Origin of the sequence: Stenotrophomonas sp. BIGb0135 (assembly GCF_024810105.1) — a bacterium.
GTDB classification, from domain to species: Bacteria; Pseudomonadota; Gammaproteobacteria; order Xanthomonadales; family Xanthomonadaceae; genus Stenotrophomonas; species Stenotrophomonas maltophilia_AB.
In genome coordinates this window covers 161,319-174,102 of record NZ_JANUDX010000004.1, presented here as the reverse complement: position 1 = coordinate 174,102, position 12,784 = coordinate 161,319, and the positions used below count along the sequence as shown (strand labels likewise).

The 12,784-nt window shown below is 65.8% G+C and carries 22 protein-coding genes; 17 read left to right on the top strand and 5 right to left on the bottom strand.

Features of this window, described 5'->3' with window-relative positions; all coding sequences use genetic code 11:
- Window positions 1-52: 52 nt before the first annotated feature.
- From M2421_RS11310 to M2421_RS11295, 4 genes are all read right to left on the bottom strand, one after another.
- Window positions 53-244, bottom strand: a complete 192-nt coding sequence (locus M2421_RS11310) for a carbon storage regulator (protein WP_259206700.1) — start codon at window positions 242-244, stop codon at window positions 53-55.
- Between the two features lie 3 nt (window positions 245-247).
- Window positions 248-448 (bottom strand): hypothetical protein, encoded by a 201-nt coding sequence (locus M2421_RS11305; protein WP_259206699.1) that lies wholly within the window; start codon window positions 446-448, stop codon window positions 248-250.
- A gap of 158 nt (window positions 449-606) precedes the next feature.
- Window positions 607-825 (bottom strand): hypothetical protein, encoded by a 219-nt coding sequence (locus M2421_RS11300; protein WP_259206698.1) that lies wholly within the window; start codon window positions 823-825, stop codon window positions 607-609.
- Window positions 826-952: 127 nt separating this feature from the next.
- The gene (locus M2421_RS11295; protein ID WP_259206697.1) at window positions 953-1,627 is read right to left on the bottom strand and encodes a helix-turn-helix transcriptional regulator; all 675 of its coding nucleotides are present in this window, start codon (window positions 1,625-1,627) and stop codon (window positions 953-955) included.
- 110 nt (window positions 1,628-1,737) lie between these two features.
- Between M2421_RS11295 and M2421_RS11290 the strand changes: the two genes are divergently transcribed.
- The 9 genes from M2421_RS11290 to M2421_RS11250 all read left to right on the top strand — a co-directional run bounded on the left by M2421_RS11290 (window position 1,738) and on the right by M2421_RS11250 (window position 6,695).
- The gene (locus tag M2421_RS11290; protein WP_259206695.1) at window positions 1,738-1,959 is read left to right on the top strand and encodes a hypothetical protein; all 222 of its coding nucleotides are present in this window, start codon (window positions 1,738-1,740) and stop codon (window positions 1,957-1,959) included.
- Window positions 1,960-2,188: 229 nt separating this feature from the next.
- Window positions 2,189-2,467 carry a hypothetical protein gene (locus M2421_RS11285; protein WP_259206694.1) on the top strand — a complete coding sequence of 93 codons (279 nt, stop codon included), beginning with the start codon at window positions 2,189-2,191 and terminating at the stop codon, window positions 2,465-2,467.
- Entirely contained in the window at window positions 2,460-3,467 is a 1,008-nt protein-coding gene (locus M2421_RS11280; protein ID WP_259206693.1) for a hypothetical protein, read from the top strand. Before M2421_RS11285 ends, M2421_RS11280 begins: the two co-directional genes overlap by 8 nt.
- The gene (locus M2421_RS11275) at window positions 3,464-4,894 is read left to right on the top strand and encodes a replicative DNA helicase (protein WP_259206692.1); all 1,431 of its coding nucleotides are present in this window, start codon (window positions 3,464-3,466) and stop codon (window positions 4,892-4,894) included. The genes M2421_RS11280 and M2421_RS11275 overlap by 4 nt, the downstream gene beginning before the upstream one ends.
- Entirely contained in the window at window positions 4,887-5,105 is a 219-nt protein-coding gene (locus tag M2421_RS11270; protein WP_259206691.1) for a hypothetical protein, read from the top strand. The genes M2421_RS11275 and M2421_RS11270 overlap by 8 nt, the downstream gene beginning before the upstream one ends.
- A complete protein-coding gene (locus M2421_RS11265) occupies window positions 5,095-5,808 on the top strand; it encodes a hypothetical protein (protein WP_259206690.1) in 714 nt (237 codons plus the stop codon). The genes M2421_RS11270 and M2421_RS11265 overlap by 11 nt, the downstream gene beginning before the upstream one ends.
- A 17-nt stretch (window positions 5,809-5,825) precedes the next feature.
- Complete coding sequence (locus M2421_RS11260; protein ID WP_259206689.1) at window positions 5,826-6,056, top strand: hypothetical protein; 231 nt, start codon at window positions 5,826-5,828, stop codon at window positions 6,054-6,056.
- Window positions 6,057-6,099: 43 nt separating this feature from the next.
- Complete coding sequence (locus tag M2421_RS11255; RefSeq protein ID WP_259206688.1) at window positions 6,100-6,342, top strand: hypothetical protein; 243 nt, start codon at window positions 6,100-6,102, stop codon at window positions 6,340-6,342.
- 62 nt (window positions 6,343-6,404) lie between these two features.
- Window positions 6,405-6,695: a hypothetical protein gene (locus M2421_RS11250; protein ID WP_259206687.1), complete on the top strand. Its 291-nt coding sequence runs from the start codon at window positions 6,405-6,407 to the stop codon at window positions 6,693-6,695.
- A gap of 23 nt (window positions 6,696-6,718) precedes the next feature.
- Here M2421_RS11250 and M2421_RS11245 read toward each other — a convergent pair whose 3' ends face one another.
- Window positions 6,719-7,201, bottom strand: coding sequence for a hypothetical protein (locus M2421_RS11245; protein WP_259206685.1), 483 nt, complete (start codon window positions 7,199-7,201; stop codon window positions 6,719-6,721).
- A 128-nt stretch (window positions 7,202-7,329) separates the two neighbouring features.
- Between M2421_RS11245 and M2421_RS11240 the strand changes: the two genes are divergently transcribed.
- From M2421_RS11240 to M2421_RS11205, 8 genes are all read left to right on the top strand, one after another.
- Window positions 7,330-7,950 (top strand): hypothetical protein, encoded by a 621-nt coding sequence (locus M2421_RS11240; protein WP_259206683.1) that lies wholly within the window; start codon window positions 7,330-7,332, stop codon window positions 7,948-7,950.
- 213 nt (window positions 7,951-8,163) lie between these two features.
- The gene (locus M2421_RS11235) at window positions 8,164-8,505 is read left to right on the top strand and encodes a hypothetical protein (protein ID WP_259206681.1); all 342 of its coding nucleotides are present in this window, start codon (window positions 8,164-8,166) and stop codon (window positions 8,503-8,505) included.
- Window positions 8,506-8,507: 2 nt separating this feature from the next.
- Complete coding sequence (locus M2421_RS11230; protein WP_259206679.1) at window positions 8,508-8,738, top strand: hypothetical protein; 231 nt, start codon at window positions 8,508-8,510, stop codon at window positions 8,736-8,738.
- 29 nt (window positions 8,739-8,767) lie between these two features.
- Complete coding sequence (locus tag M2421_RS11225) at window positions 8,768-10,339, top strand: portal protein (protein WP_259206677.1); 1,572 nt, start codon at window positions 8,768-8,770, stop codon at window positions 10,337-10,339.
- A complete protein-coding gene (locus tag M2421_RS11220; protein ID WP_259206675.1) occupies window positions 10,336-10,578 on the top strand; it encodes a hypothetical protein in 243 nt (80 codons plus the stop codon). Before M2421_RS11225 ends, M2421_RS11220 begins: the two co-directional genes overlap by 4 nt.
- The gene (locus tag M2421_RS11215; protein ID WP_259206674.1) at window positions 10,556-11,419 is read left to right on the top strand and encodes a hypothetical protein; all 864 of its coding nucleotides are present in this window, start codon (window positions 10,556-10,558) and stop codon (window positions 11,417-11,419) included. The genes M2421_RS11220 and M2421_RS11215 overlap by 23 nt, the downstream gene beginning before the upstream one ends.
- 12 nt (window positions 11,420-11,431) lie before the next feature.
- Window positions 11,432-11,689, top strand: a complete 258-nt coding sequence (locus M2421_RS11210) for a hypothetical protein (RefSeq protein ID WP_259206672.1) — start codon at window positions 11,432-11,434, stop codon at window positions 11,687-11,689.
- 222 nt (window positions 11,690-11,911) lie between these two features.
- Entirely contained in the window at window positions 11,912-12,775 is an 864-nt protein-coding gene (locus tag M2421_RS11205; RefSeq protein WP_259206670.1) for a phage capsid protein, read from the top strand.
- Window positions 12,776-12,784: the final 9 nt, after the last annotated feature.

The following is a 12,784-nucleotide window of genomic DNA, read 5'->3' as shown; positions in this document are numbered from 1 at the left end:
CGTGATGGGGTGCGGCTTGGCAGACGGCTCGGGCGTTGGCGCGCTCGGGCCGTCACTGTTTTGGAGCGTCGACCTGCAGGTGACGCGGTGCGCGGATGACGAGGCGGATATGCCCGTCGCGCGCCTTGAGAACTACGGCTTCTATGCTGTCGCCGATGCGGATCACTCCGCCTTCCTTCTGATTTACGACCTTCGCGCCAGCCGGGGAGGCCGATTTGGCGCGCGTCAGGGATTCCTTACACATGAATCAGGTTTCCTTTATTCGCATTTGTGAAGTACGCTGTAAGGGTGCAGAGATTGCGCCCGATGCTTTTTCGGCCTGAAAAATAAGGGCCTGGTGATGCCGGACGATCTCGGCCACCCGCAGCGGCACAACTGCCGCTGCGAGGATCACCAGTGCCGCCCAGGCGATGGCAGGAACCCGCACGGGGGCGCTGTCTCTCTTCATGGTCAGTCCTCAATCCGCTGGTAGTAGGCAGAGCCATGCCGTGTGGCGATGAAGATGCAGCCATGCGCAGCCGAGACAGAAGTGAGCGAAAAACGCTCCCAGCGACCCCATGCATGGCGGCTTCGGATATGGCGAGAGAGGTTCTTGGCACGCATGGCTCAGTCCTCGCCGCTGATCGCGGCCTCCTTGCTGGAGTGAGAGGTCAATCCGTTGTGGGGGACGAAGCGGTAGAACTTGGTCGCGCCCTTGTTGGTCAGCACGTACGCATCCGGGAGGAAATCACCGGGCGTCGGAACCTTTGCTACCACGATCAAGGTGAGGAAGCCGACCTTCACGGCCTCACCGACTTCCCACACCTGCTTACTCCGGTTGATCACTTTCTACTCCCCATCTGCCGGCGTCGTGCCGCGATGGGTCTAGATTAGGAGAAGTGAATCGACTGCACAATAGGAAATGTAAATTTAGGCAGCGTAATTTTATGAACGCTGCCTAATTTTGTTCAGGTTACGCAATCTTCTTGGCGCTGTACTGCACGACAGCCTTGCCGGCGATGAACAGATCGTCCGGCGCCAAATAGGGAGGGAACAGGGCATTGGCGCTGACGATATAGACGCCGTCGGCCCGCCGCTGCAGGCCCTTGATCTGCGTCTCGCCTCCGATGTTGATCACGTAGATGGCGTCGCCGTCGTAGTAATTCACGCCCGTGTCCACCATCACCACATCGCCGTTGTCGATGATCGGTGCCATGGACGGTCCGCGTCCGGTGATCAGCTTGAGCCGGCCTGGCTGGGGGAGGAACCCGAGCTTCTGCCGGATGTCCCATTCCGCGTAATCCATGCTTCGGATCACCTCTGGATACTCTTCATTTACGATCCCCTGTCCCATGCCGGCTCCTCCTTCTAGTAGCTCGAGGCGAAGGTAGCCGGGCGGAGTCTCACTGGCCGAGAGGGGGGCCGGATCAGGGCCGTCGTCGATCGTACCCTCCCCACTGGCAAGCCATTCGGGGCTCACGCCCAGGGTGCGCGCCACCTTGAGCAGGGTCTCACCGCGGATGCTCTGCGACCGGCCGCTCAGCCATCCGTGGACGCTGGGGGCGGAAACCCCGACGGCACGGGACAGATCGAGCTGAGTGATGCCGAGCCGGGCCATTGCCGACTTGAGGCGCGATGCGAGATCCATAGGAATTAGGCGTGGTTAAGAGAATTCGCGAATCCTACACCGGATTGTGTTGCGCGGTAAATTAGGTGCTGTTAATCTGTCGATGGACCACCACCACCCACCTAATGACCATGACCCAGGAAGAAGAAGCGCAGGCGTCCGCTCTGATCGACGCTCTCGGAGGCACCGGGGACGTCGCCGCCCTCTGCAAGATCAGCGCCCCATCCATTAGCGGCTGGCGGAAGCGGGGAATCCCGCATCCGTGGCTGATGTTCTTCCGCGAGCGTTTCCCTCAGCACTTCGATGCCGAGGGGAACATCGCGATCGCAGCAGATCCGGGCCAGAGCCAGTAATCGGCCGGCCGGAGCCGAAGGAACGGCTCAGGCGCAGTGAAGGAGAGCGTGCATCCCGGGCGAGGTAGTGGCCGTTCGGGTGTCTGGCGCGAGAACCCATCGTCCAGATACGACGAAGCCCCCGCTGTCGGCCAGACATGTGCGGAGGCTTCGTGAGACCGAGGCCACTATGCCACACGATCACACCCCGGGTAACCCCGCCGGCGCACCGCGCCATATCAGCGACTGCATGCAGGAAGCCGTCGCACGCCTCACAGAACGCCGCGCGCGCCCGCTGGTCACCTTGGCCGAGCGCTTGCCCGACGGCCGCATCGCCGTCCTGGTGTTCGACCGCACGCGGCAGCACGACGAGCCCATGTACGACTTCTACTGCAGCGGGCCGGAGTCGGCGCTGACCTGGATCGCGCAGATGGCCGGCAAGTCGTGGATCACCACGGAACACCTGGGCGCTTTCGCGGCGCTGATTGCCGAGGCGTTCCCGCAAGGCACAGGGGCTGACCGTGGCTAATGCGACTGACGCCCGTATTTCGGTCGCACTGCCTGGCCACCCCAAGACGAAGAAGCTTGCGCGCCGGCTCGGCGCTGCCGGCCCGCTGTACTGCATCTACCTGTTCCTTTGGGCTACGGCCAACCGCAGTGACGGCGACCTGGCGGGCATGACCGACGAGGATATCGAACTGGCTATCGACTGGACGGGCGAGGAGTTCGCGTTCGTCCGTGGCATGGCCGAGGCCGGCTTCCTCGATGGCGAAGAGGGCAATCGCCGCATCCACGACTGGGACGAGCACAACCCTTGGGCAGCTGGAGCGGCGAGCCGCAGTCAGAAGGCGAAGTGGGCCAACCTGTGCAAGTACCAGGGGAAGGAGGAGGCCGAGCGCAAGATGCCGGCCTACGCAAAGCGCCTCCGTGATGCGAGCAAAGATGCCTCCGAAGGATCGAGCAAGGACGGCAAAGGTTCGAATGACGGTCCTATTGGGAGTCCTACAGGCGATCCTATTAGGAGTGGAAATTCCGATGTTGGGACTCCCCCATATCCATCTCCAATACCATCTCCATCTCCACTACCAAATCCATCTCCAGAAGATGAACCCACTGTCGTGGGTTTGTCCGCAGCAGGCGGCGGTGCCGCTGCTGATGACCGCGGCACCGATGGTGGCAACGATAGCCAGGACCTGCTCGGCAAGGTGCCGAGGAAGAATGGCCAGCCACCGTGTCCGCACCTGAAGATCATCGACCTGTACCACGAGATCCTGCCGGAACTTACCGAGGTCCGTGTATGGGAGGGGGACCGCGAGCGCAAGCTGGCCGCGCGGTGGAAGAGCGACGCGGAGCGGCAGAGCCTCGACTGGTGGAGAGCGTTCTTTGGCTCCGTCCGCGAGATGCCGTTCCTGATGGGCGAGCGCACTGGCCGTGATGGCCGGGCCTTTACCTGCACCCTGGAATGGCTGGTCAGCCCGAAGAACTTCGCCAAGGTGATCGAAGGCAACTACCTGGACGTGCGTCGATGATCCGCCACGACGAGAACGCGCAGACGTTCAACCTCGATGCCGAGACGGCGGTGCTGGCCGGCCTGCTGCTGGACAACGACGAGCTGGCCAACGTGCAGGACTGGCTGGCGCCGGAGGACTTCTACAACCCCGATCACTCCCGGATTTACGAGTGCCTTCTGGAGCTGTGCGGCGAGAACAAGCTCGCCGATGCGATCACGGCCGGTGAGTGGCTGCAGGACAAGGCGGGCGAAGATGGCCGGCGGCTGGCACTCCTCGCGAGCGGTATTGCAGGCACCGCGTACACCCGGGCCAACGTCGTTCCCTACGCCGAGGTGGTCGTCGAACATTCGCGCATGCGTCGGTTCATCGATACCTGCCAGCGGGCTCTGCAGGCGGCGACTGGACGCCGTGGTCACTCAGCGGAGCAGCTGGCATCGCATCTTTCGACCCAATTGGCCGACATTGCACCGGCTCGTGCGGTGGGCCCGACGCCTTACCGCGAGGTGGTGAAGAAGTTCGCCGCTCAGCTGCGCGATCGCCATTTGAACGGGACACCCATCGGCCTGCCAACGCCCTGGGCTGACGTGAACAAGGCCATCGGTGGGCTCCGCCCCGGCCAGGTGATCGTGATCGCCGCGCGCTCCAACATGGGCAAGTCGCTGATGGGCTTCCAGCTGGCTCGGTTCACCGGGCTGCGCGGACAACAGGTCATCGAGTTCTCAATGGAAATGGTCGACACCGACGTGGTTGCACGCGACGTCGCCGCGATGGCGGAGATCCCGCTGCAGTGGCTGGTCGGAAACGGCGAACACGCGTCTGCCGAGGATTCCGATAGCTATTGGGCCAAGGCCGCGCCGGCGATAGATGGGCTGATGACGGCGTCGGTGCTGATCGACGATGACCCCCAGCTCAGCGCACCGCAGATCGTGGCGCGCTCCAAGCGCGTGCACCGGCGCAAACCTGTCCAGCTGGTGGTGGTGGATCACCTCCACGAGATGACCTTGCCCGGCAAGCAGGACGAGGCACTGGAGCGGGGGCAGGCGCTCCGTGACCTGAAGGGCCTGGCCAAGTACCTCGACTGTCCCGTGGTGGTGCTGGCCCAGCTCAGTCGTGCCGGGGCGAAAGGGGAGCGACCGAAGGTGACGGACATTCGGGGCTCTGGCGGCATTGAGGAGGTCGCTGACGTGATCCTGTTCGTGCACCGCCCGGACGTCTACAACCCCACTGACCGCCCCGGCCTGGTCGAGGTGATCGTGGGCAAGGGGCGAAACATCCAGACGGGCGCCGTCGTGTCGTTGCGCAATGAGTTCCAATTCCAGCGCGCAGTGGACTGGGATGGACCGGCCTACGAGTTCGACGATCAGCCGCGGCAGCAGAAGCCAGCTACAAAGCCGCTCGGGCGAAAGCTGGGCAGCCGCGCCAACCGGGGTGGCAACGATGACTGACCTCATGCCGACAGGGCAGCAGGCGCTGCGCAACCTCGCCGACACCTACGAGCAGCAAGCCCGTCTATACGACCACCGCCTGTGGCGCGATCGTGGTCAGCGCTCCACTGTCGCAGAGACGTTCCGGCACGCAGCGTCTATCGCCAGGCAGCAAGCCTCGAAGCTGGAGCGCCTGGCCAAGCAGCTGGGGGAGGGCGGCAGTGGCAGCTGACCGCATCGAGCTGCGATTCCGCGCTGACCGCTGGCTCAAGGACCGGCGGCTGCGATCCTGCAGCCCAGCTGCGCGCGGCGTGTGGGTGGACGTGCTGTTCCACCTGCTCGCCCAGGAGCGCCCCGGCGTGGTGATGGCATCGGTGGCCAGGATCGCGAAGGACACGGGCGCCGATGTGGCAACGGTCAGGGAGCTGGCCACGGCCGGCGTGCTGCGTGGGTCGGATCAGCAGGGTGCGGAGTTCACCTGGGCACCGTCGCACGCAGGCAGGAAGGGCGAGCCGATCGTGCTGCTGTCGGTGGAGCAGGGTGCATGCTGGTACTGCCCCGAGCTGGTGAGGGAGGCGCATGTGCGCGAGCGGCGTACCGCCAGCATTCGTGGGGTGGTGCCCAATCGGCCACCAATGGCGAGCAATGGTGAGAGGAACCCAGCGCCGGTACTGGCCCCAGCCGATCCTGCTGCTGGTGCGCGAGCGTGTCTCGCCATGCGCAAGGCAGGGATCACCAGCACAGCACCGGGGCACCCATCGCTACTGGCAGCAATCGCAGAGGGTGCGACCGTGGAGATGTTCGCTGCAGCAGCCCGTCGCGGGGCAGTTTCTGGAAAGGCATTCGCCTGGGTTGTGGCAACGGTCAGGGGCGAATTGATGGGCGCAAATCGGTCCGCCTCGCGCGCGCGCGCGTTTGTCGGGGGCGGTGGGTGAGCAGACGGGGGGATGGCATGAGCAGACACGTCGTGAAGGACAGCCGCATCGACTGGTTCCAGATCCTGGCCGACCTCAACCGGCTGGGCGTCCCGGTGTCGTCGGTGTCACAGCAGACGCAGATCCCCAAGTCGACCATCCTTGGGTGGAAGCAGGGGGCGGAGCCCAAACACGCCGATGGCGAGCTGCTGATGGACCTGTGGATCGGGCTGACCGGCAACAACCGGCACCAGGCGCCAAGGACCTGAGGTGGGGGTAGGATGGGGCCCCGACCTTTCGCGAGCCTTCCCCGTGCCCAAGACGCCCGAACTCCGCCCGTTGGAAGACCAGAAGCACCTGCTCCCCGAGAAGCTGCAGCCCTGGTGGGCTGATTTGCTGCTCGCAAAGCGCGCAACGCGTATTGCCGGCGATGCTGAAGAAATGTCGACGCGGCTCAGGGAACGCGGCTTGGGGTTCATCGCCGCCCTGTACCTGTCGGAGCAAATCACGATTTCGGTCAGGGATGACCTGCGCGAGGCGCTGTTCGTGGCGTAGCTCCAGCCGCGTGGCCAAGTCAAAGGCTGTGCGAGAATTTCGGCTCTACCCAAGGAATAGGGATGGCGATGGCAGGTTTCCGCACGATCATGATGTTCATCACCTGGGCCATCGCGTTCGCGTGGGGTTTCGGGTGGCTGTCCTGGCCGTGGCTGGCCGTGTGCTTCCTGCTCGGCTGGGCGCGGGGCGTGCTGTTCGCCGGCGAGCGCGTCCCCGGTGGCGATTTCCAGCAGCTCTCCGATGACCAGTTCCGCGTGTCATCACGAGTGGTGTGGGTGAGCACCGCCCTCACGGTGCTGCCTATCGGGATATGGGGCGGCATCGGCAAGCTGGCAGCGTGGTTGATTCACTAGCCCTGCCGGGGCCCGTATCATCGTCAGCTCACGATGCTCTGCAGCAGCGACCATGCCTTGGGCCAGTTATCGAGCCCGGCATCCACGAGCTTGAGCACCAGGTGCTCGGTGGTCTTCCCTGGCAGCTTCTGCAGCTGGTCGAGGAAGGCCTTCTTTTCCTGTGGCGGGAGGCCGGCAGCGTCGATCCTGGCCTCGACCAGCTGCGTCAGCGAGTCCTCGTGGACCCTGATCGTCACAACGCCGAGGATTGCCCCGAGCCCGCCGTCGTCAGCGAGGAAGTCCATGCCTTTGGCGGTGATCACCGCGGCCAGTGGAGGATTGCCGCGCCCCTTCGCACCGTAGTACGTGGCGGCGATGAGCCCGTGCTCCTCCAGATAGGCCACGTTCGCAATGACGTGGTGAGGATTGTCCTGGTCGCTGTAGAGGAAGTCGGCGTTCACTTCCTGCGGGTAGTCCTCCGCGAGGCGGTCGAGCACGCGGCGCTGCACGTCCCTGTCGATCTTCATGCCTGATTCCCTCGGGTGGTAGTTAGCCCATCCTAACGCCGTGGGCGGACTGATCGGCCGCAGATAGTCGGGAATCCGCTTGGGCCGGCTCAGCACACTGACGCAACACCCAGTGAAGGAGCCACCCCATGCCCGCACCCGATCTCAAGCCACAGGTCCCCGGCGAGCCGCTGACCGATGCCGCGGCCGATCCCCAGGCCGCCAAGCGCGCCGAGCTGGAGGCAATTGCCGCCCTCAACGCCCCCGAGGTCATCGACGGCCTGGCCACCATGACCGGCGAAGAGCTGGCCCTCCTGCGCGAGATCGAAGCCGGCGGCAAGGGCCGCGTCACCGTGCTGGGCGCGATCGATGCGGCCCTCGCACCGCCCAAGGCCGCTGCCGGCCGCGATCAAGCCCACGCCGATGTGTCGCCCGAGCTGTCGGTGGTCGTGGCCGGCGCGCTGTTCGACTTCCTCGGCTTCCTGACCTCCCGCGACCAGGTGATCACCGCCGGCGCCAGCGAGGACCCTTCGGCAGTGAAAGAAGCAGTCGAGGAATGGGCGGCGGCCCGTGGGCTGCAACTGGACGAGCCGGCCGTGGCGGACTGGCAGGAGCGCGGCACGGAGCTGACCAGCCTGCAGGTGGGCGACCAGGCTGCAGGTGCTGCAGGTGCTGCAGGTGTGCGCAGCGGCGCAGGCGACCCGCAGCCGCGTCGCGCCGTGCTGACCGACCAGGGCTGGGTTGTGCCGGCGCCGGAGGCGAAGGGCTGACATGTGCTCGAACCGCCAAAGCGGCGTGGGCCGCGTGATGGCCGGGGCTGCCGGCGCGAAGCGTGCGCTCGATGCCGGGGAGAGCCGTGAGTCTGTGCTCACCGCCTTCCGCACTCCGGGCGTAGCCAAGGGCGCGACCGTCGCCCCGAACCCCGGCAAGCGCCTCCTGGCATCGGGTGGGCGCCGGCCACTGCTCAGCACTGGAGGCTGAACATGTGCAGCACCCGCCAAGTCCTTTCCCCGTCTGGCTCGCTGTTCAACAAGAACCGCAAGTACGTCGACCCGCTGGGCATCACCAAGACCGCCGTTGGCGACCCGACCGGCCGTATCCGCAAGGAGACGGCAAAGGTCGAGGCCGAGAAGGCCGCCGAGGCGAAGGCCAAGGCCGACGTAGCGAACCAGTACCCCAACGCCCTGGCCGCTGCTGCTGACGCGGCGAACGAAACCACCGCCTCCTCCCTCAACGCCCGCCTGAAGCGCCGCAGCGCGTTTGCGGTGAGCCTGTTGGGGCAGGGCGGCACGCAGTCGCTGCTTGCCAGCGGCGGAAGGAGCTGAGCATGTGCGGATCGAAGAAGGCCCCCAAGGTGGTCGAGCGCGACCTGGTGGCAGAGCAGCGGGTGGCCGAGGCCAATGCCGCATCGGAAGCGAACATGGCGCTGGCATCCCGCCGCCGCCGCCGGCGCGAGAGCAGTCTGCTGACCCTGGGAGCTGATGGCCTGATCGGCGGGGGCTCGACGCCCAGCCTGCTGGCCCAGGCCCAGGGCCGCGCCACCCTCGGGGGTGCTTGATGGCGACCGGTGCCGACGTATGCAAGCGCATGACCGAGCTGAAGGCCCAGCGGCAGCCGCACGAGAACGTGTGGCGCGACTGCTACGACTACACCTTCCCACTGCGGTCCGATGGTTTCGACGGCAACACCGTTGACGCGCAGCAGGCCCAAGCGCGGAAGGCGCGCATCTTCGACGGCACCGGGACGGACGGCTCGCGCACGCTGGCCTCGGCGATCATGTCCGGCCTCACCCCGGCCAACTCCCGGTGGTTCGAGCTGGACATCGAGGACGAGACCCCGGAGGAGAAGCGGTTCTTCGACGAAGCGGCCGAGACCCTGTGGATGAACATCCACCAGTCCAATTTCGACGCCGAGGCCTACGAGGGCTGCATTGACGCCGTGGCTGCGGGCTGGTTCGTCCTCTACATCGACGAGGACCGCGAGCGTGGAGGCTTCACGTTCGAGCAGTGGGCGATCTCTGGCTGCTACCTGACCAGCACCCGGCGCGACGGGCTGATCGACACCTGCTATCGCGAGCACACCATGTCGGCGTCGGCCGCGGTGGCCACGTTCGGCCACGACAACCTGAGCGAGCAGACCCGCAAGCTCGCCAAGGACAAGCCGGACGAGCGTGTGGCCTTCATCCACGCCATCGAGCCCCGGCAGACGTACGCCGTCGGCGCGCGCATGGCCAAGAACCTGCCGTTCGCATCGGTTGTGGTGGAGGCCAAGACCAAGCACTTGGTCCGCGAGTCGGGCTATCACGAGTTCCCGGTTGTCGCGCCGCGCTGGATGCGGATCCAGAACAGCTGCTACGGCGTGGGCCCGGTGTTCGATGCTCTCCCCGACATCCGCACCCTCAACGAGCTGAAGGGCATGCAGCTGGCCGCCGCTGACCTGGCCGTGGCCGGCATGTGGATCGCCGAGGACGACGGCGTGCTCAACCCGCGCACGGTGAAGATCGGCCCGCGCAAGATCATCGTGGCCAACTCGGTCGAATCCATGAAGCCGCTGTCCACCGGCAGCGACTTCAACATGGCCGAGTACTTGGTCAGCAACCTGCAATCGGCAATCCGCAAGATCCTGATGGCCGACCAGCTGCAGCCGCAGGACGGCCCGGCCATGACGGCCACCGAGGTCCACGTGCGGGTGGAGCTGATCCGCCAGCTGCTGGGGCCGATCTACGGCCGCCTGCAGGCCGAATACCTGCGGCCGCTGGTCGAGCGCTGCTTCGGCATCGCCTACCGAGCAGGAGTGCTGGGCGCGGCACCGGAATCCCTGTCGAACCGCGACTACTCGGTGAAGTACGTCTCTCCGATGGCGCGCGCGCAGCGCCTGGAAGAGGTGACGGCGATCGAGCGCCTGTACGCGTCTGCCGCCGGCATCGCGAAGGCCCGCGGCGACAACACCCCGCTCGACCGGCTGAACGATGCCGTGGCGATGGAGATCACCGCCGAGGGGCTGGGCGTGCCGAGCCGGGTGCTGCTCACGCCCGAGGAGTTCGAGGCAAAGCAGCAGGCGCAGGCCCAAGCCGCCCAGGCCGCGAAAGAGCAGCAGATGAGCGAGCAGGTCATGTCGACTGCCGCTGACGCGCAGATCCAGCGAGCGACCGCCGCATGACCGCCGCGAACAAGCCGACCCCCGAGATGTACGCCCGCGTCTTCGAGAACCACGCCGAGGGCGCCTTGATCCTGGAAGACCTGGCGCGCCGGTTCCACCGGCCTGCCGTGCTGGACGGCGAGAACGCCGCCCTCAAGACATACCACCGCGAGGGCGCCCGCTCCGTGGTGGATTTCATCGTCACCCAATGCAACCGAGCCAATGGAGTAATTGCTGATGAGCCAGACGAACACAAATGAAGGGGACCAGGGCGCCGCTGCCGGTGCAAGTGCTGATGCCGCCGCGGCCGCAGCTGCTGCCGGTGCGCAGGGCCAAGGTGCCGCGTCGCTACTGCAGGGGGCAGCAGGAGCGAATGCCAACGACTGGATCCCGGAAAAGTTCCGCACCGTCAAAGAAGGCGGCACCGAGCTCGACGTCGAAGCGTCGGCCCGCAAGCTCGCCAGCAGCTACGCCGAGCTCGAGAAGATCCGCCCGGTCGGCACGCTGCCCAAGACAGCCGGCGAGTACGTGATCGAGGGCCTGCCGGACGGCGTGAGCGTCGACGAGGTGAAGGGCGACCCGTTGTTCAAGGGGATCATCGACCGCGCCCACTCCAAGGGCATCCCCCAGGAGCACGTGAATTTCTTCCTCGGCGAGTACTTCGGCTTTGCGCCGGAGCTGCTGGCCGGCAATGCCCGCATGTCGCAGGAAGAAGCCCGCGGCGAGCTGGCCAAGGTGTGGACCGACGACCAGGCCATGCAGAAGAACCTCGGCCAGGCCGCGCGCGCCGCCAAAGCCTTCGCCGCCGAGGGCGATGCCGCCGGCAGCTACAGCCGCCTGATGGACAAGTTCGGCGACGACCCCGACTTCCTGCGCTTCGCGGCCGCGGTGGGCGCCGAGCTGCAGGAGGACCAGCCGATCAATGGCAATGCCGTCGCCGAGCAGGACTGGGATGGCCGCATCGCCGCCATCAAGGCCGATCCGGCCTACATGGATGGCAAGCACCCGCAGCACAACCAGAAGGTGCAGGAGCTGTCTGCCCTGTACCAGAAGCGCTACGGCACGCAGCAGCAGCGCCTCGGCGCTGGCGCCACTCGATAACAGGAGCCGGTCATGGCCTACCCCGACGTCCACCCGGAAATCATCAGTGAAGAGCGGCTAGCGAGCGGCCTTTGGGTGGAGAGGTCGCGCTCTGGCAGGGTGCTGAGCGGCTACCGCGTCTACCACCGGATCAACCTGGCTTATGGGCACTTTGACGGTGCTTCAAAGATCGTCACAGAGGACACCCCGAAGGAGCGGTGGCTTGCGCAACGGTCGGCAAGACGCCAAGCCTTCCGCAAGGCCGCCCCACTCCTGCGGCCGTCCGCGTAGCACACCCGTCTAAACCTAGAAGCCCCGCCCACCGCGGGGCTTTTTCTTTGCGCGAAATAGTCGGGAAACCGACCTCACACAGCGCCAACACTCGCAGGCATCTGGCCCGAGGTGGCACTCGGATAACCAGCCCAGCCCGCGCACCGATGCCACGCGAACCGCACGGCCCCGCCAGGGACAACCGAGCAGGCACGAACACCCCTTCACCCCTTCGGAGTTTCTATGAGCCAGTACATCACCGAAGCGTTCGTGCAGCAGTTCGCCGACAACTTCAAGCACGTCGCCCAGCAGACCGAATCCCGCTTCCAGAGCGCCGTGACCCTCGAGCCCGGCATCGTGGGCATGTCCAAGTCGGTCAACCGCCTCGGCCAGCGCAAGGCCCAGCGCCGCCTGGTTCGCCACGGCGATACCCCGATCAACGACCAGCCGCATTCCACCCGCTTCATCGACCTGTTCGACTGGGAAGACGGCGACATGATCGACGACCTGGATAAGGTCCGCATGCTCGTGGACCCGACCAGCGATTACGTCAAGGCGATGGTCAACGTCATGAACCGCACCAAGGACGAGGTGGTCATCGGCGCCCTGGGCGGCAACTCGCGCAGCGCCACCGGCAACGTCGCTCTGCCGGCATCGCAGAAAATCGCGGTTGGCGGCACCGGCCTGACCAAGGCCAAGATCATCCAGGCCAAGACGATGTTCCGCCAGAAGGAGGCGGATGCCATCGGCGGCGAAGAGCTGTACATGGCCTACAGCGCGCAGGCGGCCGGCGAGATTCTGTCGGACGCGACGCTGACCTCGGCCGACTTCATGGCGAGCAAGTTCCTGGAATCGGGCGACGTGGTGGGCAAGTGGCTGGGCTTCACCTGGATCCCGTCCGAGATGCTGCCCAAGGTCGGGAACACCCGCTTCCTGTACGCCTGGGCGAAGTCCGGCGTGGCGCTGGGCATCGGCAAGGACACCACCACCCGCGTGGGCGAAGACCCGGGCAAGGGCTTCAACGTCCGCGTGTACGCCAAGCAGGCCATCGGTGCCACCCGCATCGAGGAAGAGAAGGTCGTCGAAATCGCGGTCCAGGAAGCCTGACCGCTCGGG